Below are 22,433 nucleotides of genomic sequence, written 5' to 3'. Positions count from 1 at the left end.
CAGCGCGGGGTGTTCCTCGCAGCCGAACCGCGGCCGGACGTTCTCGACGTAGTCGGCGACGGCCTCCACCGCCCAGTCCATCACCGACAGCACGTGTGATCGAGCCATCGCCCTGACCTGAATCTGTCGACAGGACCGTTCGACGGTCGCGTCGCCCCCGGGCTCCCGCACCCCCTGACGTGCACCTCCGCAGCCGCCGTTCGAACCCGGGAGGGGGCACCGGCCGTGATATCGGCCGAGGCCGGTCGGCGGACGGCGGACGGCGCGAGGACGGATGCGGGAGGACAGCGATGGCCTGGTACCAGGGGCAGAGCCGGATCACGGTGACGGCGGTGGAGGGGCAGTGGCCGCAGCGGGCGGTGGTGACGGTGCGCGGTGGCCGTCCGGTCGAGATTCCCGGGACGGTCGGTGCGAGCCACCTTGTGGACGCCGAGCGCTGGGAGCTCGACCTGGAGCACCGGCGGGAGGGCGAGTGGTGTCCCAACATCCGCGCGGTGCAGGGGCGCTGGCAGGAGGTCCGGGGTGTGCTGACGCAGGTGGTGCACAGTCGCAACCGGGACGGGGGCGGTGACCGCAGCGACCGGAACCTGGTGCTGCGGATCGAGCGGGTCGAATCGGGCGGCGGCGCGCCCGTGGACGTGGCCGCACAGGGCCGCGCGACCGCGCCGCGCACCTCGACGGACCGGCCGGTGGCGGCGTCCGGGGCGTCGGCCCCGCGGACTTCTGCCGCGCCGGTGCGCGGGACGTCGACCACCTCGTCGGCGCCGACCGTGCGGACCAGCGGTTCGGGGGCCGGGTCGGCCCCGTCCGCTCCGTCGCGCGCGGTGACGTCCACCGGTGGCACGGCGACCCGGCCCTCGACCGGCAGCTCCTGGCAGGGCTGACGGGTGTTCTGAGCCCCGAGCCCGCCCGCGTTCCGGCGCGCGGCGGATCCGCTCGGTCGCCCCGCGCCCCGGGGTGGCCGAGCGCGGCGGTCCTTCCGTGGCCCGGGGGCGGCAGACGCGAACCGGGCCACGCGCGCGACGGGGCGCGCGCGCACCACGGCACAAGCGCATCGGGGCACACGCGCATCAGAGCCCTCATTGATTCACTCGCGACGCACCTGATCTGTTCCGTCGCATTCCTGCACAACCGCCCCAGGCGTCAGGGGAATCACTCGGCTATTCCCCGCGGAAACCCGGCCGGGCGGCCGGGGGGATCCGGGTGCCACAGTTTCGGCCAAAGAATTCACACCCGTCATCAGGCGTTCCGGGCGTGGCCGGGAGTCACACCAGCGATTTTGCGGTTCCGATTCCGGGGAGAGTCGCTTTCCGTTCAATCGCCAGGGGTTGCGAGCGGGTGACCCGCCGTGAAGACTGTTCCGCGTTCGTCGTTCCGAGCGTTCGGGCCGTCAAGGTATTGCCCGGTCCTCGCGACGGTTGTGGCAGGTTCCGCACGGTGGTTGCGGGGAGGGATCGCAGGGGGGATAGGCATGCCGGGCGCAACGATCGCACAGGTCAGGGCCGTTGGAGCGGCCGACTGGAGCGTTCGGGATTCCTGTCCGGCCCCGCCTGCGGGGTGAGGTCATTCGGCGGTCGGCCGTTCGCCGCTCACTGTTCCCGCTCGCCGTTCCCCCGTTCGCCGTTCCTGGGCGGCGTGGAATTCGGGTCGCATTCGCACCGTCCGGTCGGGGAGCGCCGAAGCGGCCCGGAACGGCTCCCCTGGGGTGCGTGCGGCGCCCTGTCGGGAGCTGTCGGGGATTCCCGTTCGCACCCGTCGGCCGTCATCGGCAGGGCTTCCGTCGATTCCCGTTGTTCCCACGAGTCTTGAGTCGAGGAGCGCAGGTGGCAGGAAATTTCACGGCGTGCTCCACAGTAATCCGGAATTCATCCGCGGACGCTTGCCGCGCCCGCATCTGAGAACCAGTCAACGGGAGCGTCCGCCCATGCCGTACCCCAGTTCCGCGCCGGTCCGCGAGCGCGCGCCGTTCCTCTTACGCCGCGAACTGCAGCACCGGCTCGACACGCTCGCGCGCACCCACCGGGTGCCCGGCGCCCAGGTGGTGCTGGACACCGGCTCGGAGGTCGTGGCCCTGCACACCGGTGTGGCCGACGCCGCCACCGGTGCGCCCTTCACCGGGGACACCGTCGTGCCGGTGGGGTCGCTCACCAAGCCCTACACGGCCGCTCTGGTGATGCTCCTCGCCGACGACGGCGACCTCGACCTCGACGACCGGGTCGCCGATCACCTGCCCGAGCTCCGCCGGATGCCCGCAGTAACGATTCGCCAACTCCTCAGCCACACCGGCGGACTGCCCACCGGGCCGGACTCCGACGCCGCCGCCCGGACCACCGCGGCGCACTACCTGTCGTCCGTGTGCACGGCGGGGGACGCGCTCTTCCCGCCCGGGACGGACTTCTCCTATTCCAACGCCGGCTACGCCGCCGCCGGGCGCCTGGTGGAGGCGGTGACCGGGATGCCCTGGCACGAGGCCGTGGCCGCCCTGCTGCTCGAACCGCTCGGCACCGTGCCCGTGTTCGTCGACGCGAGCGCACCCGCTCGCCCGGTCGCCGCCGGGCACGCGCTCAACGCCGCGACCGGCCGGGCCCGGCCGGTCCGGCAGAACCTGGCCCCGCTGGAGGCCCCGGCTGGCGCCCTGCTGGCGAGCGCCGCGGACCTCGCCGCGCTCGGCGGCGCCCTGGTCGGCCGGGCCAAGGCCCTGCCCCCCGCCGTCGCCGAGGAGATGCGCCGCCCGCAGCCCGGCGCCCGGCCGGGTGCGCTCGCGGACGGCTGGGGCCCGGGGCTCGCCCTCTACCAGCAGGACGGCCGGCTGTGGTGCGGCCACGACGGCAACGCCATGGGGACCTCCTGCCACCTGCGGGCCGACCCCGACAGCGGCGTGGTGGTCGCCTTCGCGGGCAACGCCGCCGCCGCCACCGCGCTCTGGCGCGAGCTCGCGGCCGACCTGGCCGAGCTGGCGGGCGTCCGGGTGCCCGCCGCGATCGCACCCGTGGGCGCGGGCGAGCCCGCCCCCCTGCCCGAGTGCGCGGGCACCTACCGCAACGGTTCGATCCGGTACCTCGTCGAGCCCGCGGGCGACGGATCGTCCACGCTCTCCGTGGACGGAGACCTGCCGATACCCCTGCGCTGTTTCGCCGACCTCTCCTACGACCTGCTCGCCCCCGACACCGGCCGCCCCGAGCCGGGCGGGCGCTTCCACCGCGATCCAGCCACCGGCGTGATCGACCGGGTGCAGGTGTCCGGGCGCACGGCGCGTCGCGCCGACCCCGCCTGAGGCGCCTTTCGCCCGCCGGCCGCCGCCGCTGCCCGTCGCCTGCGGCGTCCGCCGCCGCGCCGACGCCGCTCCACCGGGCTCACCCCCCGCTCGTTCCGTTCCCCCGGCCCCCGTTCCCGGGTCCGTGGGCCTGCCCCCGTCTGCCCCGGCGCCCGCATCGCCTCCTCCCCGTCCGGAAGGACCTTCCGCCATGACCGACCGGCCTGCCCAGCCCGTGCGTTCGTCCGCTCCGCCGCAGGCCGGCGACACCCCTGGCGCCCCGGGGACCGAGGCCGCCCCGCCGCCGGCGCACCGGACGCTCGACGCGTTGTTCGCCGCCCAGGTGGCCCGCGCGCCGCACGTGCCCGCGGTGACCGACGGCCGGCGCAGCTGGACGTACCGGGAACTGGCCGACCGGGTCGAGCGCCTGGCCCGCGACCTCGCGCGGCGCGGCGCCGGGACGGACCGGACGGTGGCGCTGGTCCTGCCGCGCTCGATGGAACTGGTCGCGGCGGAGCTGGCCGTCGCCCGGACGGGCGCCGCCTTCCTGCCCGTGGATCCGGCCTACCCCGCCGGGAGACGGGCGCTGATGCTCGCCGACGCCGCCCCCGCCGTCGTCCTGGACGATCCGGCCCGGGTCCGCGCGCTGCTGGAGGCCGACCCGGCCAGCGCCGCGGACACACCCGACGCCGGCCTGGCGGGCCCGACCGGTACCGCGCTGCCCGGCCCGACCGGTACCGACCACGCGGCGTACGTGATCTACACCTCGGGCTCCACCGGGACGCCCAAGGGCGTGGTCGTCACCCACCGGGGGATCGGCGGCTTCGCCGAGGCGGCCCGCGCGCACTACGCCGTGCGCCCCGGAGACCGGGTGCTGCAGTTCTCCTCGCCCAGCTTCGACGCCTCCGTCCTCGAACTGTTCATCTCCGTCCTGGCCGGGGCCACGCTGGTGATCCCCCCGCACGGCCCCTGGCTGGGCGAGGAACTCGCCGCCGTGCTCGACGAGCACCGCATCACCCACGCCCTCATCCCGCCGGCCGCCCTGGCCACCGTGCCCGGCGGCGCGGGCCGCCACCTGCGCACGCTGATCGTCGGAGCCGAGGCCTGCCCCGCCGAACTGGTCGACCGCTGGGCGCCCGGCCGGCGCATGATCAACTCCTACGGCCCGACCGAGGCGACCATCGTCGCCACCTGGACCGGCCCGCTGGCCGCCGGCAGCGGCGCACCCCCCATCGGCGGCGCGCTGCCGCACACCCGGGCGTACGTGCTCGACGCGGCCATGCGGCCCCAACCGTCGGGTTCCGAGGGCGAGTTGTACGTCGGCGGGGAGGGCGTGGCCCGCGGCTACCTGGGCCGCCCCGGCCTGACCGCCGGGCGCTTCGTCGCCGACCCCTTCGGCCCGCCCGGCGCCCGGCTCTACCGCACCGGAGACCGCGCCCGGTGGACCGCCGACGGGGAGCTGGAGTTCCTCGGCCGGCTCGACCGACAGGTGAAGATCCGCGGCTTCCGGATCGAGCCGGGGGAGATCGAGGCCGCCCTGCGGGCGCACCCCGCCGTCGACCAGGCCGTCGTCGTGGTCCGGGAGGACGAACCGGGCCGCGAACGCCTGGTCGGCTACGCCACGCCCGCCGACCCGGAGCACGCCCCGGACCCGGCGGAGCTGCGCGCGGCGCTGGCCGCCGCCCTGCCGGCCCACCTGGTGCCGTCCGCCGTCGTCGTCCTGGCCGCGCTGCCGCTCACCCCGCAGCACAAGATCGACCAGCAGGCGCTGCCCGCCCCCGCCCGCTCCGGCGCGGCCGGGCCCGTCGCCCCGCGCACCGAGCGCGAACGCGCCCTGGCCACCATTTGGGCCGAGGTCCTCGGCGTCGACGCGGTGGGCGCGACGGACGACTTCTTCGACCTGGGCGGAGACTCGATCCTCGCCGCCCGGACCCTGGCCCGGGTCGCCGAGCGGCTGGGCGTCCGGCTCACGCTCCGGGACGTCTTCACCGCGCGGACCGTCGCCGCCCTGGCCCCGCTGGTGGACGAGCGGCACACCGCCGCGCCGCCGGAGCCGATCCCGCCCGCCCCGCGCGAGGAGCCGTTGCCGCTGTCCAGCGCCCAGCGCCGCCTGTGGTTCCTCGACGACCTCACCGTCGGGGGGACGGAGTACAACACCGGCGTGGCCCTGCGGCTGCGCGGAACGACGGACCCGGCGGCCCTGCGCCGGGCCCTGGGCCGACTCGCCGCCCGGCACGACTCGCTGCGCACCACCTTCGCCACCGTCGACGGGCAGCTCGTGCAGCGCGTCGCGGCGGAGGGCACCCTGCCGCTGCGCACCGCGGACGTCGGCGACCGGCCGGCCGGGGAGCGCGCCGAGGCGGCCGAACGGCTGCTGACCGAGGAGCTGAACCGGCCCTACGACCTGACGGACGGCCCGCTCGCCCGGGCACTGCTGGTCCGCCTCGCCGCGGACGAGCACCTGCTGCTGCTGGCGCAGCACCACATCATCACCGACGGCTGGTCGGTGGGCGTCCTCACCCGCGAACTGGCCGCGCTCTACCGGGCGGAGGTCTCCGGCGAGCCGGACGCGCTCGCCGCCCCCGCCCTCCAGTACCCCGACTTCGCGCGCTGGGAGCAGCGCCGCCGGACCCAAGCCGGGGCAGCGGACGCGCCGGACCTCGCCTACTGGAAGCGGAACCTGGCGGAGCTGCAACCCCTGCAACTGCCCACCGACCGGCCCCGGCCCGCCCAGCGCACGACGAACGGTGCGGCGCACCGCCACCGCCTCCCGGCCGAACTGGTGGCCCGGCTGCGGCACCTCGCCGCGGGCCGCGGTACGACGCTGTTCACCCTGTTCGCGGGGGCGTCCGCGCTGCTGTTATCGCGCTACTCCGGCCAGCGGGACGTGGCGTTCGGCACCGTCACCACCGGGCGCGACCGGCGGGAGCTGGAGGAGGTGACCGGCTTCTTCGTCAACACCGTGGTGCTGCGCGGCGACGTGGACGAGCGGGCCACCGTCGACCGGTTCGTGGAGAGCGTGCGCACCACCCTGCTGGACGCCTTCGCCCACGCCGCGGTGCCCTTCGACCGGGTGGTCGAGGAACTGGCCCCGCCCCGGGACCCGAGCCGCACCCCGCTGGTCCAGGTCATGGTCGTCCAGCAGAGCCCCACCACCCCGCCGCCCGCCGGAGGCCTGCGCTTCGAGGACCACCCGCTGCCCCGCCCGGCCGCCCGGTTCGACCTGGTGCTGGAGTTCACCCCGGAGGACACCGAGGGCTGCGCGCTGACGGTGGAGTACAACACGGACCTGTTCGACGCCCGGACGGTGGCCCGGATGGCGCGCCACCTGCACCGCCTGCTGGCGGGCATGGCGGACGGCCCGCAGCGCATCCTCGCCGAACTGCCCATGCTCTCCGAGGAGGAGCAGCGCACGCTGCTCGACTCCTGGAACCCGCCCGCGCACGCCGCCGGCGACCTCCCGGACACCGTGCCGCCCGTGCTGCCCGGGCTGTTCGAGGCGCAGGCGGCCCGTACGCCCGGGCGGACCGCCGTCGGCTGCGGCCCGGTGCGGCGGGACTACGCGGAGGTCAACCGGCGGGCCAACCGCCTCGCCCGGCTGCTGGTCGCCCGGGGCGCGGGCCCCGAGCGGCTGGTCGCGCTGTGCCTGCCGCGCTCCGCAGACCTGCCGTCGGTGCTGTGGGCGGTGCTCAAATCGGGTGCGGCGTACCTGCCGGTGGACCCGGGCTACCCGGCCGAGCGGATCCGCTTCATGCTGGCGGACGCCGGGCCCGCGCTGGTCCTCGCCACCCGGGAGACGGCGGCCGCGCTGCCCGAGGGGTGGCCCGTCCTGCTGCTGGAGGACGGCACCGGCCTGGCCGCCGACGCCGGCGGCCCGGCGGACACCGGCCTGGCCGCTGCCGGCCCGGCGGACACCGACGACACCGGGGACGCCGACCTCACGGACGCCGACCGCCTCCGGCCGCTGCTGCCGGAGCACCCCGCCTACGTCATCTACACCTCGGGGTCGACCGGCCGGCCCAAGGGCGTCGTGATCACCCACCGCAGCGTCGTCGCCCTCGCCCGCTGGGCGGCCGAGCGGTTCGGGCCCGGCGGGCTGGACCACGTGGTCGCCGCCACCTCGCTCAACTTCGACGTGTCGGTCTTCGAACTGCTCTGCCCGCTGCTGGCGGGCGGGAGCGTCGAGGTGGTCGCCGACCTCGCCGCCCTCGCCGAGGAGCCGGCCCCGCGCCGCGTCGGCCTGGTCAGCGGCGTGCCCTCGGTGATCTCCCGGTTGCTCGCCGGGGGCGCCGCCCCGGTCGACGCGGCCACCGTCGTGCTGGCCGGCGAGGCCCTCTCCGCCCAGGCGGTGGGCGACCTGCGGCGCGCCCTGCCCGGCAGCGCGATCGCCAACATCTACGGCCCCACCGAGGCCACCGTCTACGCCACCGCCTGGTTCGCCGGTGACCGGCTGCCGGAGCAGGCGCCGCCGATCGGCAGGCCGCTCGCACTGACCCGGACGTACGTCCTGGACGCCGGGCTTCGCCCGCAACCGCCGGGCGTGGTCGGCGAGTTGTACCTCGGGGGCGGCGGCCTGGCGCGCGGCTACCTGGGCCGCCCCGGGCTGACCGCCGCCCGGTTCGTCGCCGACCCGTACGGCGCGCCGGGGGAGCGGATGTACCGCGCCGGAGACCGGGTGCGGTGGAACGCCGACGGCGACCTGGAGTACCTCGGCCGGATCGACCAGCAGGTCAAGGTGCGCGGCTTCCGGATCGAACTGGGCGAGGTGGAGGAGGCGCTGCGGCGCTGCGAGGGCGTGGCGGAGGCGGCTGCCACCGTCGCCGACGGCGGGGGCAACCGGCGCCTGGTCGGCTACGTGGTCCCCGTCCCGGGCGGGCGGGTGGAGCCCGAGGCCGTGCGCCGGGCGCTCGGCCTGGCCCTGCCCGACTACCTGGTGCCCTCGGTCGTCGTGCCGCTGCCCGCGCTGCCGCTCAACCCCAACGGCAAGCTCGACCGGAGCCGGCTGCCCGCCCCGGGGCCGGCCGTGCCCGCCGTACGCCACGTCGCCCCCCGAACCCCCGCCGAACAGGCGCTCGCCACCATCTGGGCGGAGGTGCTGCGGCTGGAACGGGTCGGCGCGGACGACAACTTCTTCGACCTCGGCGGCGACTCCATCCTCGGCATCCAGGTGGTAGCCCGCTCCCGGCAGGTGGGGCTGGCGGTGACCTCCGGGGACCTCTACCGGCACCAGACGGTCGCCGCGCTGGCCCGGTGCGCGGACGACGCCGAACGGCCGGCCGTGACCGCCCGGGTGGCCGCCACCGGGGTGGGCGTCCTGACCCCGATCCAGCGCTGGTGGCTCGACCGGGCCGCCGGGCGCGCCGGGCACTTCAACCAGGCGCTCTCCCTCCTGCTGGGCGCCGACGTGGACCGGGCGGCGCTGGAGGACGCCCTGAACGACGTGGTCGCCCACCACGACGCGCTGCGCTCCGCCTTCACGGCCGACGCCGGAGAGCCCGACCCCGCAGAGCCCCGTACCGCAGAGTCCGACGCCGGAGAGTCCGACGCCGGAGAGTCCGACCCCGCAGAGCCCCGCGACGGCGAGGTCGGTACCGGCCCCGGCGTGCGCTGGCGGATCGACGACCGGGCGCCCCGGATCCGCCTGGGCCGGCACACGGGCCCGGACGCCGACACCCCGCACTTCGGCCCCTTCGACCTGGGCGGCGAAGGCCCGCTGCTGCGCGCCGTGCTGCACGAGCGCGGTGCGGGGCAGCCGCCGGTCCTGCACCTGGCCGTCCACCACCTGGTCGTCGACGGGGTCTCCTGGCGGGTGCTGGCGGAGGACCTCGACACGGCCTACCGCGCCCGCCGCGACGGCCGGGACGGGGCGGCGGCCCTGCCGGCGAAGTCCTCCCCGCTGCGGCAGTGGGGCCAGCGGCTCGGCGCCCACGCCGCGGCCGGCGGCTTCGAGGACGAGACGGAGTACTGGGCGCGGGCCGTCCCCGCGCAGGACGGTGACGCCCCGGCGGACCCGTTCCCGGCCGACCTCGCGGGGGCCGACACCCACGCCTCGGCCCGCTCCGTCACCGTGCGCCTCGACCCCGCCGACACCACCGCCCTCCTGCGCACCCTGCCCGACACCTATCGCACCCAGGCCAACGACGTGCTGCTGAGCGCCCTCGGCCGGGCCCTGTGCGGGGCGAGCGGCCTGGAGCGGGTCGTGGTGGACATCGAGGGGCACGGGCGCGAGGAGTTGTTCGCCGATCTCGACCTGAGCCGCACGGTCGGCTGGTTCACCACCCGGCACCCCGTGGCGCTGGCGGTGCCCGCCGGGGCCGACTGGGACGGCGTCCTCAAGCGGGTCAAGGAGCAGCTGCGCGCCGTCCCCCGACGGGGCCTCGGATTCGACGCCCTGCGCCACCTGGGGCGCCCCGGCACGGCCCCCGACGCCCCGGCCGCACGGATCAGCTTCAACTACCTCGGCCGGATGTCCTTCCCGCAGGACGCGGCCGGGCTCTACCGCGGCACCTTCCGGCCCCTGGAACTGGACGCCGACCCGCGCGTCGAGCGCCCGCACGCCCTGGAGGTGGTCGGCCGGCTCGACGGCGACGCGCTGGAGTTCAGCTGGTTCTACTCCGGTGCCGTGCACCGGCGCGACACCGTCGAGGCCCTGGCCCGGCGCTTCGCCGCCGAGCTGGCCGACCTCGCGCGGTACGCGGCCCGCCCGGGCGCCGCCGGGCGCACCCCGTTCGACTTCCCGCTGGCGCGGCTCGACCAGGCGGCCGTGGACCTGATCACCGGCGACGACCCGGGCGCGGTGGAGGACGTCCTCCCGCTGACGCCGACCCAGTCCGGGATGCTCTTCCACGGCCTGGCCGAGGAGGACAGCGGCGCCTACTTCCAGCAGCTGGACTTCGTCCTGGACGGCGTGCCCGACCCGGGGCGGCTCGCCGCCGCCTGGCAGTGGGTCACCGACCGCACCCCGGTGCTGCGCGCCCACGTCCGCTGGCAGGAGGTGCCCGAGCCGCTGCTGGTGGTGCGGCGGCGGGCGGCCGTGCCGGTCACCCACCTGGACTGGCGCGAGCTGCCCGAGTCCGAGCGCCGGGGTCGGCTGGCCGAGCTCCTGGACCGCGACCGGGCCCGCGGCCTGGACCTGGCCCGGGCCCCGCTCCAGCGCCTGCTGCTCATCCGCCTCTCCGACACCCGGGTGCGCGTGCTGTGGTCCTTCCACCACCTCGTCCTGGACGGCTGGAGCCTCTTCCAGGTGCTGTCGGACGTGTTCGCCGTGCACGCCGCGCTGGCCCGCTCCGGGCCGGAGACGGGAGAAGTCCCGTCCGGTACCGTGCCGTCCGGTACCGAGCCCTTCGGCACCGAGCCCTTCGGCACCGTCCCGTACGGTACGGTGCCGGAGCGCCGGCCCTACCGCGACTTCGTGGCCTGGCTGCGCGAGCGCGACCCGGCGGAGGCCGAGCGGCACTGGTGCGGGCGCCTGGCCGGGCTGGCCGAGCCGACGCCGCTGCCGTACGACCGCGAGCCGCGCCAGAGCCACCGCGCGGAATCCACCCGGGCCGTGCCGTTCACCCTCCCCGCCGCCGCGACCCGGGCGCTGGAAGGCCTCGCGCGCAGCTCCGGCCTGACCCTGAACACCCTGGTCCAGGGCGCCTGGGCGATCCTGCTGGGCCGTCAGGCGAACCGGGACGAGGTGGTGTTCGGCACCACCTCGTCCGGGCGGCCGCCCGAGCTGCCCGGCGTCGAGTCGATGACCGGCCTGTTCATCACCACCCTGCCCACCCGGACGGTCGTGCCCGCTGACGGCACCCTGCTCGACTGGCTCCGCACGCTGCAACGGGAGCAGGGCGAGGACCGGCGCCACGGCTTCGTCCCGCTCACCCGCCTGCGGGCCGCCACCGTCCTCCCCGAGCAGACCGCCCTGTTCGACAGCATCGTCGTCTTCGAGAACTACCCGGTCGAGGACGACGCGGCCGCCGCGCACGGCCTGCGCCTGCGCGACCTGGACGGGATCGAGACCACCAACTACCCGCTCGCCCTGCTGGCCTACCCGGGGCCGGAGCTGGCCCTGCGGCTGTGCTACGACCCTCGGCTGTTCGACGAGGCCACCGTCCGGCGGATGGCCGGGCAGCTCACGGCCGTCCTGACGGGACTGCCCCGGGGCGCCGGGAGCCCGCCCGCGCGCGTGCCGCTGCTGACCGCCGGGGAGCGCCGGCGGATCCTCGTGGACTGGAACGCCACCGCCGTCGAACGGACCGAGCGCGACATCGCCGACCTGTTCGCCGAGCAGGTGCGCCGCAACCCGGACGCCGTCGCCCTGGAGGCGGGCCACGAGCGCCTCAGCTACCGCGACCTCGACGCCCGCGCCGCCGCCCTGGCGGGCCGGCTGGCCGCGCTCGGCGTCGGCGTCGAACACCCGGTCGGCGTGCTCATGGACCGCTCCGTCGACCTGGTCGTCGCCCAGCTGGCGCTGGTCCGGACCGGCGGGGTCTACGTGCCGCTGGACGGCAGGGCGCCGCGCGAGCGGCTGCACCTGATGCTGGCCGAGGCCGGCGCGGACCTGCTGCTCACCGACGCGCACCGGGCGAGCGCCGCCGAGGAACTGCTCCCCGCCGAGCGGGTGCTGCGCGTCGACCGGCCGGACGGGCCGCACATCGCCGACCGGCCGCACGCCGCCGACCGGCCGCACGTCGCCGACCGGCCGGGCCCGGCCGCCCCGGCCGCGGCCCCGGTGCCCCACCCCGACAACGTCCAGTACCTGATGTTCACCTCGGGTTCCACCGGCACCCCCAAGGGCGTCGCGGTGCGCCGGCGCGACGTCGCCGCGCTCGCCCTGGACCGCGCCTTCACCGGCCACGACCGGGTGCTCGTGCACTCCCCGCACGCCTTCGACGCCGCCACCTACGAGCTGTGGGTGCCGCTGCTGCGCGGCGGCACCGCCGTACTGGCCCCGCCGGAGGACCTGGACGCCGCCGCCGTACGCCGCGCCGTCACCGAGCAGGGCGTGCAATGCCTGTGGCTGACCGCCGGCCTGTTCCGGCTCCTCGCCCAGGAGGACCCGGGCTGCCTGCGCGGCGCCCGGGAGGTGTGGACCGGCGGCGAGGCGGTGCCCGGCGCGGTCGTGCGCCGCGTCCTGGAGGCCTGCCCCGACCTCACCGTGGTCGACGGCTACGGCCCGACCGAGACCACCACCTTCGCCACCCGCCGGGCCTTCCGCCCCGGGGACCGGCTGCCCGCCGTGCTGCCGATCGGACGCCCGCTGGACGACACCCGGGTGTACGTGCTGGACGGCGCCCTCCAGCCGCAACCACCCGGCATCACCGGCGAGTTGTACATCGCCGGCGCCGGAGTCGCGCGCGGCTACGCGGGCCGGCCCGGCGAGACCGCCGCCCGCTACCTCGCCGACCCCTTCGGGCCGCCCGGCGGCCGGATGTACCGCACCGGCGACACCGCCCGGTGGAGCGAGGACGGCGAACTGCACTTCGTGGGCCGCGCGGACGACCAGATCAAGATCCGCGGCTTCCGCATCGAACCCGCCGAGATCGAGGCACGGCTCACCGCCCACCCGGCCGTCGCGGAGGCCGTCGTCTCGCTCCACGAGGACGCGGGGCGCAAGCGGCTGGCCGCCCACCTGGTGCCGGCCGGCGGCGCCGAGCCGCCCTCCGCCACGGCGCTGCGCGCCCACCTGGCCGCCGACCTGCCCGACTACATGCTGCCCGCGGCCTTCGTCACGGTCTCCGAACTGCCGCTGACCGCCAACGGCAAGGTGGACCGCCGGCGGCTGCCCGCCCCCGACTGGTCGGCGACGGGCGACCGCGCCCACCGCGCCCCGACCACCGACACCGAACGCGTCCTCACCGCGATCTGGGCGGAACTGCTCGGCGTGGAGCGGGTCGGGGTCGACGACGACTTCTTCCTGCTCGGCGGCGACTCGATCCTGAGCATCCAGGTCGTCTCCCGCGCCCGCGCCGCCGGTCTCGCGCTGTCCCCCCGCGACCTGTTCCGGCACCCCACCGTCGCCGCGCTGGCCGCTGCCGCCGGTACCGCCGTCACCGTCGCCGGGACCGAACCGGTCAGCGGAGAGGTGGGCCTGACACCCATCCAGCACTGGTTCCTCGACCCGCACCCGCCGTACGCCGCGTCCTTCGACCAGTCCGTCGTGGTGGAGGCTCCCGGCGAGGTCGACCCGCAGGCCCTGCGCCGCGCCCTGACCGCCCTGTGGGCCCACCACGACGCCCTGCGTTCCCGCTTCACCACCGGGGAGGACAGCGCCTGGCAGCAGCACTGCGCCCCCGCGGACGCCGCCGCCCCCGAACTGCTGGAGGTCGTCGACCTCGGCGCCCTGGACCGGGCGGCGGCCGAGGCCGCCGAGGCCCGGGCCACCGAGGCCGCGCACGCCGCGTTCCGGCTGGACACCCTCCCGCTGCTCACCGCCCGCCTGTTCACCACCGACGGCACCCGGCCCGCCCGGCTGCTGCTGGCCGTCCACCACCTGGTCGTCGACGGGGTCTCCTGGCGGATCCTGCTGGAGGACCTGGAGACCGCCTACCGGCAGGCCGTGGAGGGCCGGCCGCTGCGCCTGCCCGCCCGCACCACCTCCGTCCGGGAGTGGACCCGCCGCCTGCGCGAGCACACCGCGGCCGGCGGCTTCGCGTCCCGGCGCGCCCACTGGGCGGCGGCCGCCCGGCACTGCGCGGCCGTGCTGCCGGTGGACGGCGAGGGCGGCAACACCGCCGCCGATCTGCGCGCCGTCACCGTCCGGCTGGACCGCGAGCGCACCGGGGACCTGCTGCGCAAGGTCCCCGGGGTCTACCGCACCCGGATCGACGACATCCTGCTCACCGCCCTGGGCCGGGTGCTCGCCGAGTGGACCGGACGGCGCACCGTCGCGATCGGCCTGGAGGGGCACGGCCGCGAGGACCAGCTGTTCGAGGACATCGACCTGTCCCGCACGGTCGGCTGGTTCACCTCGCTCTTCCCCGTCGCCCTCGACGTCCCGGACGGGGACTGGGGCACCGCGCTGAAGGCCGTCAAGGAGCAGCTGCGGGCGGTGCCGGAGCGCGGCCTCGGCTACGGCGCGCTGCGCCACCTCGCCCGGGACGAGCAGCTCGCCGACGCCCCGGCCCCCGGGATCAGCTTCAACTACCTGGGCCGCTTCGACTGGTCCGCCGACGGCGCCGCCCTGGTCCGCGCCGTCCCCGGCGGCCTCGGCGGCGCGGAGGCGCCCGGCACCGAGCGCCCGCACCTGCTGGACGTCGTCGCCCGGGTCGAGGACGACCGGCTGGAGATCGGCTGGTACTACAGCGCGGGCCGGCACCACGAACGGACCGTCACCGCGCTCGCGGACGCCATGCTGCGCGCCCTGGAGGACCTCGTCGCCCACTGCGCCGAGCCCGGCGCCGGCGGCCGCACCCCCGCCGACTTCCCGCTGGCCCGGCTGGACCAGGCGGCGGTGGACCGGATCGCCGGGGACGGCCGCCGCGTCGCGGACGTGTACCCGCTGACGGCGATGCAGGCGGGCATGCTCTTCCACAGCCTGCTGGACCCGGACGCCCACACCTACGTCAACCAGGTCCAGCTGGTCCTCTCCGGGGTCACCGACCCGCACGCCCTGGCCGCCGCCTGGCAGCAGACCGTGGACGCCAACGCGGTGCTGCGCACCCGGCTCGCCTGGCAGGACACCGCCGAACCGCTCCAGGTCGTCCAGCACCGGGCCGCCGTCCCGGTGACCCACCACGACTGGGCCGGCCGGCCGGCCGACCGGATCGAGCGGGACACCGCCCGGCTGCTCGCCGAGGACCGGGCGGCCGGCCTCGACCTGGCCGCCGCACCGCTGATGCGGCTGACCCTGGTCCGGCTGTCGCCGACCCGGGTGCGGGTGGTGTGGACCTTCCACCACGTCCTGCTCGACGGGTGGAGCGCGGCCCAGGTCTTCGACGAGGTGTGCGAGCGGTACGCCGCCCTGGCCGCCGGGCGCCGGCCGAACCCGGTCGCGCGCGCCCCCTTCGCCGACTACCTGCGCTGGCTGTCCGGGCAGGACCCGGCGCGGGTCGAGCGGTACTGGCGCGACACGCTGGCCGGGTTCCCCGCCCCCACCGAACTGCCCCGCGACCGGCGCCCGGCCGAGGCGCACCGCGCGTCGTCCTCGGCATCGGTGCGGGTGACCCTCGACAACGACCTGTCGGAGCGGCTGCGGACCACCGCCCGGCAGGCCGGGCTGACCGTCAACACCGTGCTCCAGGGCGCCTGGGCGCTGCTGCTCTCCCGCTACGGCGGTGGGGACGACGTGGTCTTCGGCACGATCGTCTCCGGCCGGCCCGCCGAACTCCCGGGCGTCACCTCGATGGTCGGGCTGTTCATCAACGCGCTGCCCACCCGGGTGCGGATCGACGCCGGCCGCTCGCTGCTGGAGTGGCTGCGGGAGCTCCAGGACGCCCAGTCGGAGGCCCGCCGCTACGACGCCGTCTCCCTGGCGCAGCTCCAGAACTGGAGCGAACTGCCGGGCGGCACGGCCCTGTTCGACAGCATCGTGGTCTTCGAGAACTACCCGTTCGACGCGCAGGCGCTGACCCGGCACGGCCTGGGCGTCGAGACCGAGCACGTCCTGGAGCCGACCAACTACCCGCTCGGCGTGGTGGTCGCCCCCGGCGACGCCATCGCGGTCAGCCTCGACCACGACCCGGCCGTCTTCGACACCGCCACCGTCGAGGCGCTCGGGGCGGGCCTGTGCACCCTGCTGACGGCGATGGCGGACGGCCTCGACCGGCCGGCGGCGCACCTGCCGCTGCTCGACCCGCCGCGGGGGCGCGAACTCGTCGACCGCTTCGGCGGGGCGGCGGTCGAGGCACCGCAGGACACCGTGCCCGAGGCCTTCGCCCGGCAGGCCGCCCGCACGCCCGAGGCCCCGGCCGTCCGCTGCGGCGACGTGCAGCTGACCTACCGGGAGCTCGACGAACGGGCCAACCGGCTGGCCCGGCTGCTGATCGCGGCCGGCGCCGGGCCCGAGCGGTTCGTCGCGCTCGCGCTGCCCCGCACCGCCGACCTGGCCGTGGCGCTGCTGGCGGTGCTCAAGAGCGGCGCCGCCTACCTGCCGGTCGACCCCGGGTACCCGGCCGAGCGGATCGCGTTCCTCTTCGCGGACGTCCGGCCCGACGCCGTGGTCACCGACGCGGAGACCGGAGGGCGGCTGCCGGCGGGCCCGTTCACCCGGATCGTGCTCGACGACCCGGGGTGCGCCGAACGGCTCGCCGCCGCCCGCCCCGACGCCGTGCGCGACGACGAACGGCTCGGCGCCCTGCTGCCGCAGCACCCTGCGTACGTCATCCACACCTCCGGCTCGACCGGCCGCCCCAAGGGCGTCGTGGTCGCCCACGCCTCGGTCCTGGCCCTGACCGACTGGGCCGCCGCCGAGTTCGCCGACCACGGCCTGGCCCACGTGGTGGCCGCCACCTCGCTCAACTTCGACGTGTCGGTGTTCGAGATCTTCTCGCCCCTGCTCGCCGGCGGCTGCGTGGAACTCGTCCGGGACCTGCTGGCCCTGGCCGAGCGCCCCGGGCCGTGGCGGGCCGGCCTGCTCAGCGCGGTGCCCTCCGCCCTGGGCGGCCTCCTCGCGGAGGACGCCGTGCACCTCGGCGCGGACACCGTCGTCCTGGCCGGCGAGGCCCTGCCCGCCCGCACCGTGCGCCGGCTGCGCGAGGCCGTCCCCGGCTGCCGGGTGCTGAACATCTACGGCCCCACCGAGGCCACCGTCTACGCCACCGCCTTCGCCTGCGACCCCGCCGACCCCGACCGCGACCCGCCGATCGGCCGCCCGGTCGGCGGCGCCCGGGCCTACGTCCTGGACGACCGGCTGCGCCCGGTGCCTGTCGGCGCGCCGGGGGAGCTGTACCTGGCCGGCACCGGCGTCGCCCGCGGCTACCTGCGCCGCCCGGGCCTGACCGCCGCCCGGTTCCTGCCCGACCCCTTCGGCCCGCCCGGGCGCCGGATGTACCGCACCGGGGACCTGGTGCGCTGGACGGCCGACGGCGACCTCTGCTATCTCGGCCGCGCGGACGACCAGGTCAAGGTGCGCGGCTTCCGGATCGAACTCGGCGAGGTCGAGGCCGCGACGGCCCGCCACCCGCAGGTGTCGGCCGCCGCCGCCCGGGTCGTCGACCACGACGGCCACCGGCGCCTGGTGGGCTACGCGGTGGCCCGTGACGGCGCACTGCCCGACCCCGTCGAGTGGCGTGCCTTCCTCGGGCGCACCCTCCCCGACCACCTGGTGCCCGCACTGGTGGTGCCGCTGGACCGGCTGCCGCTCGGCGCCACCGGCAAACTCGACCGCCGCGCGCTGCCCGCCCCGGTGTGGGCCGCCCCGGCCGCAATCGGCGCCCGGCCTCCGCGCACCGAGGCCGAACGCACCCTCGCCGCGATCTGGCGCGAGGTGCTCGGCGTACCCGACGTGGGCGCGGACGACAACTACTTCGCGCTCGGCGGCGACTCGATCCTGGGCATCCAGATCGTCTCGGCGGCCCGCCGGGCCGGCCTCGCACTCACCCCCCGGCACCTGTTCGCCCACCAGACCCTGGCCGAACTCGCCCTCGCCGCCGAGGAGTCGCCGAGCCCGGCGGTCGCCGCCGAACAGGGCGCCGTGGTCGGCGACGCCCCGCTCACCCCCGTCCAGCACTGGCTGCTGGACACCCTCGGCGGGGACACCGCCCAGTTCACCCAGTCGGTCTCCTTCACCCTCGCCCCCGGCACCGAGGAGCCCCTGCTGCGGGCCGCGCTCGCCGCCGTCCTGGACCACCACGACGCGCTGCGCCTGCGGTTCGAGCCGCTCGGCGACGGGCGGTGGCGCCAGCACGGCACCGCGCCCGGCGACCTGCCGGAGCTGCGCACGCACGAACGGCCCGCCGCCTCGGCGCAGGAGCGCGAGGCGACGCTGCGCGAACTGGCCGAGCGCCTGGCCGCGGGCTTCGACCTGGCCGAAGGGCCGCTGCTGCGGGCCGCGCTGTGCCGCTTCGACGGCGAACGGCATCCCGTCCTGCTGCTGGCCGCGCACCACCTGGTGGTCGACGCGGTGTCCTGGCGCGTGCTCCTGGAGGACCTGGACACCGCCCACCGTGCGCTGCGGGCGGGCGAACGCCCCGACCTCGGCCCCAAGAGCACCTCCTTCCGGGCCTGGGCCGAACGGCTCGCCGAGCACACCGCGGCCGGCGGCTTCGACGACGAGCACGCCCACTGGTACGGGCTGGAGCACGGCGCCGCGACCGCCCTGCCGACCGACCTGGACGGTGCCAACACGGCCGCCACCGAGGAGTCGCTGGACCTCGCCCTGGACGCCGAGGACACCCGCCGGCTGCTCCAGGACGTCCCGGAGGTCTACCGCACCCGGGTCAACGACGTCCTGCTCTGCGCCCTGGGCCGGGTGCTGGCCCGCTGGACCGGCCGGGACCGGGTGACGGTCGCCCTGGAGGGCCACGGCCGCGAGGAGCTGTTCGACGGAGTCGACCTCTCCCGGACCGTCGGCTGGTTCACCACGCTGTACCCCGTGGCCCTGGACATGCCCCGGGGCGCCGACACCGGCACCGCCCTGAAGACCGTCAAGGAGAACCTGCGCGCCGTACCGCGCGGCGGGCTCGGCTACGGCGCCCTGCGCCACCTGCGGCCCGCCGCCACTGTCGAGCCCCGGCTGCCCGACCTGCCGCAGATCGGCTTCAACTACCTGGGCCGGCAGGACTGGACCCCCGCCCCCGGCGGCCTGCTGCACGCCCCGTCCGGCCCGCTCACCGGCGGCATGGACCGGGCGGCGGACCGGCCGCACCTGCTGGACGTGCTCGGCCGGGTGAGCGACGGGAAGCTGGCGTTCACCTGGTCGTACTCCCGCGCGGTGCACCACCGCGCGACCGTCGCCCGGCTCGCCGCCGAACTGCTGGACGAGCTGCGGGAGATCGTCCGCCACTGCGCCGAACCCGGCGCGGGCGGCCGCACCCCCGCCGACTACCCGCTGGCCCCCCTGGACCAGGCCGCCGTCGACCGACTGGCCGGCACCGGACGGGACGTGACGGAGATCCAGCCGCTCACCCCCACCCAGACCGGCATGGTGCTGCACGGCCTGGACGAGGCCGAACACGGCCTGTACGTCGAGCAGATCACCTTCGTGCTGGACGGCGCCCGCGACCTGCGGCCGCTGGCCGCCGCCTGGCAGCACGTCGTCGACCGCACCCCCGTGCTGCGCACCGCCGTCGTCCTGCGCGACGTGCCCGTACCCCTCCAGGTGGTCCACCGGGACGTGACGCTGCCGGTCACCGAACACGACTGGAGCGCGCTGCCGGAAGCCGAGCGCGAAGCCCGCCTGGAGCGGCTGCTCGCCGACCAGCGGGCCCGCCCGCTGGCCCTGGACCGGGCCCCGCTGCTGCGGCTCGACCTGATCCGGCTCGGGCCGGACGCGGCACGCGTGGTGTGGACCTTCCACCACGTGCTGCTCGACGGGTGGAGCGTCTTCCACGTCCTGTCCGACGTCCTGGCCGCCCACGCCGCGCTCGCCCGCGGCGACCGGCCGGGCCTGCCCGAGCGCCGGCCCTTCGCGGACTACGTCGGCTGGCTCGCCGCCCGCGACACCGCCGCCGCCACGGAGCACTGGCGCGGCGTCCTGGCGGACCTCACCACCACGGCGCTGCCCTACGACCGCAAGCCCGCCCAGGGCGACACGGCCCGCTCCGGGGCCTGGCTCTCGCACCTCCTGGCCGAGGCCGAGACGGAGCGGCTCCAGGAGTTCGCCCGCCGGCACCGCCTCACCCTCAACACCCTGGTGCAGGGCGCCTGGGCGCTGCTGCTGTCGCGGTGGAGCGGGGAGCAGCGGGTGTGCTTCGGCACCACCGTCTCCGGGCGCCCGGCCGACCTGGCCGGCTCCGACGCCATCGTCGGCCTGTTCATCACCACCCTGCCCGCCCATGTCACCGTCGACGGCTCACAGCCCTGTGCCGCCTGGCTGCGCGCGCTCCAGGAGGAGCAGGCCGAGGACCGCCGCTTCGACCACCTGCCGCTGGCCGCGATGCACGGCCTGAGCGGGCTTGCGCCCGGGACGGCGCTGTTCGACAGCCTGGTGGTCTTCGAGAACTACCCGGTCGGCGACGCGACGGCCGGCGCCCACGGCCTGCTGATCCGCGAACTGGACGCCAGGGAGGCCACCAACTACCCGCTCACCGTGGTCGTCTCGCCCGGCGACCGGCTCGCCGTCGAACTCGGCCACGACCCCCGGTACATCGACCGGGCCACCGCCGAGAAACTGGCCGCCCAGCTGCTGCACACCCTCGCCGCGCTGGCCGGCTCGGACGGCACCGCCCGCCTGGACGACCTCGACCTGCTGCCGCCCGGGGAACGCGAGCGGCTGCTGCGCGGCCCGGCCCGCCCGGCGGGCGGCCCGGTGCCCCCGGCGGCCCTGCCCGCCCTGGTCGAGGCCGCCGTGGACCGCCGGCCGCACGCCCCGGCGCTGAGCGCCCCCGGGCTGGAGCTGACCTTCGCCGAGGCCGAGGCGCACGCCAACCGCCTGGCGCACCGGCTCATCGCGCGCGGCGCCGGCCCCGGCGAGGTGGTCGCCCTCCTGCTGCCGCGCTCGGCGGACATGGTGCTCGCCCAGCTGGCGGTGGCGAAGACCGGCGCCGCGTTCCTGCCGGTCGACCCCCACTACCCCGACGAGCGCGTCGAGTTCATGCTGCGCGACGCGGCGCCCGCACTCACCCTGGACGCCAAGGAGGTCGCGGCGCTGCTGGCCGCCCCGCCGGACGGCGCCCCCGACCACCGCCCCGCCGACCCCGACCGGATCCGCCCGCTCGACCTGGACGACCCCGCCTACGTCATCTACACCTCCGGCTCCACCGGCACCCCGAAGGGCGTCGTCCTCACCCACCGCGGGCTGGCCGCCTTCGCCGCCGCCGAGGCCGAGCACTACCAAGTCGTGCCGGGTGACCGGGTGCTGGCCTTCGCCACCCCCAGCTTCGACGCCTCCGTGCTCGAACTGTGCATGTCCCTGCCGCACGGCGCCCGGCTGGTGGTGCCCGCGCCCGGACCGCTGCTCGGCGCCCAACTGGCCGAGGTGCTCCGGGCGGAGGCGATCACCCACACCCTGCTGCCGCCGGCCGCCCTCGCCACCCTGCCCGCCGACACCCCCGGCACGCTGCCCGCGCTCAGGACCCTGGTGGTTGGCGCCGAAGCGTGCGGCGCCGACCTGGTGGCCCGCTGGGCCCCGCACCACCGCATGGTCAACTCCTACGGTCCCACCGAGGCCACCGTGGTCGCCGCCTGGTCCGCGCCGCTGGCCCCGGACGGCGCCGCGCCGCCGATCGGCCGCCCGCTGCCCGGCACCGGTGCCTACGTCCTCGACGCCCGGCTCCGGCCGGTGCCCGACGGCGTCACCGGCGAACTGTGGCTGAGCGGACCGGCCCTGGCCCGCGGCTACCTCGGCCGGCCGGGCCTGACCGCCGCCCGCTTCACCGCCGACCCGTACGGGCCGCCCGGCACCCGGATGTACCGCACCGGGGACCTGGTGCGCCGCGACCACCGGGGCGAACTGCACTACCTGGGCCGCATCGACCACCAGCTCAAGCTGCGCGGCCACCGCATCGAGGCGGGCGAGGTCGAGGCCGTCCTGGCGCGCCACCCGGCCGTGCTGGACGCCGTGGTGACGGTGCGGGAGGACGAGCCCGGGCTGCCCCGCCTGGTCGCGCACCTGCTCGCGGCCCCCGGCGCCGAACCGCCGACCGGCGCCGAACTGCGCGCCCTGGCCGCCCGCTCCCTGCCCGGCCACCTCGTCCCCTCGGCCTTCGCGGTCCTCGACCGCTTCCCGCTCACCGCGAGCGGCAAGACCGACCGCGCCGCCCTGCCCGCCCCCGCACCGGAGGAGGAGGAGCAGCGGCCCGGCCGGCTGGCGCCCCGCACGCCCACCGAGGAGGCCGTGGCCGAGATCTGGGCCGAGACCCTGCGGACGGCCGTGGGCGTGACGGACGACTTCTTCCAGCTGGGCGGCGACTCCATGCGGGCCCTGCTGATCGCCTCCCGCGCCAACGATGCCTTCGGCGTCACGCTCACCCCCCGCGACGTCCTGGTCTCCCGCACCGTGGCCGCCCTGGCGGAACTGGTGGAGGACCAGGTGCTGAGCGAACTCGAAGACGCCGCGTCCGGCGGCCCCGACGATGACGAACGATGACGAACG

The 22,433-nt window shown here is 76.7% G+C and carries 3 protein-coding genes; all 3 read left to right on the top strand.

Annotation, left to right across the window (positions count from 1 at the left end; translation table 11 throughout):
- Positions 1 to 290 precede the first annotated feature (290 nt).
- The 3 genes from AB0O82_RS27580 to AB0O82_RS27570 all read left to right on the top strand — a co-directional run bounded on the left by AB0O82_RS27580 (position 291) and on the right by AB0O82_RS27570 (position 22,427).
- A complete protein-coding gene (locus AB0O82_RS27580; RefSeq protein WP_363586616.1) occupies positions 291 to 884 on the top strand; it encodes a hypothetical protein in 594 nt (197 codons plus the stop codon).
- Positions 885 to 1,924: 1,040 nt separating this feature from the next.
- Entirely contained in the window at positions 1,925 to 3,274 is a 1,350-nt protein-coding gene (locus tag AB0O82_RS27575; protein ID WP_363586615.1) for a serine hydrolase domain-containing protein, read from the top strand.
- Positions 3,275 to 3,464: 190 nt separating this feature from the next.
- Entirely contained in the window at positions 3,465 to 22,427 is an 18,963-nt protein-coding gene (locus AB0O82_RS27570) for a non-ribosomal peptide synthase/polyketide synthase (RefSeq protein WP_363586614.1), read from the top strand.
- The last annotated feature ends 6 nt before the right edge of the window (positions 22,428 to 22,433 follow it).

It is taken from the genome of Kitasatospora sp. NPDC088264 (genome assembly GCF_040685715.1).
Classification (GTDB): domain Bacteria; phylum Actinomycetota; class Actinomycetes; order Streptomycetales; family Streptomycetaceae; genus Kitasatospora.
This window is presented reverse-complemented; position numbering and strand designations above follow the sequence as displayed.

Bases quoted from the DNA above. Each gene is read 5' to 3' on its own strand.
- AB0O82_RS27575 (WP_363586615.1), top strand. From the start codon at position 1,925: ATGCCGTACCCCAGTTCCGCGCCGGTCCGCGAGCGCGCGCCGTTCCTC.
- AB0O82_RS27580 (WP_363586616.1), top strand. From the start codon at position 291: ATGGCCTGGTACCAGGGGCAGAGCCGGATCACGGTGACGGCGGTGGAG.
- AB0O82_RS27570 (WP_363586614.1), top strand. From the start codon at position 3,465: ATGACCGACCGGCCTGCCCAGCCCGTGCGTTCGTCCGCTCCGCCGCAG.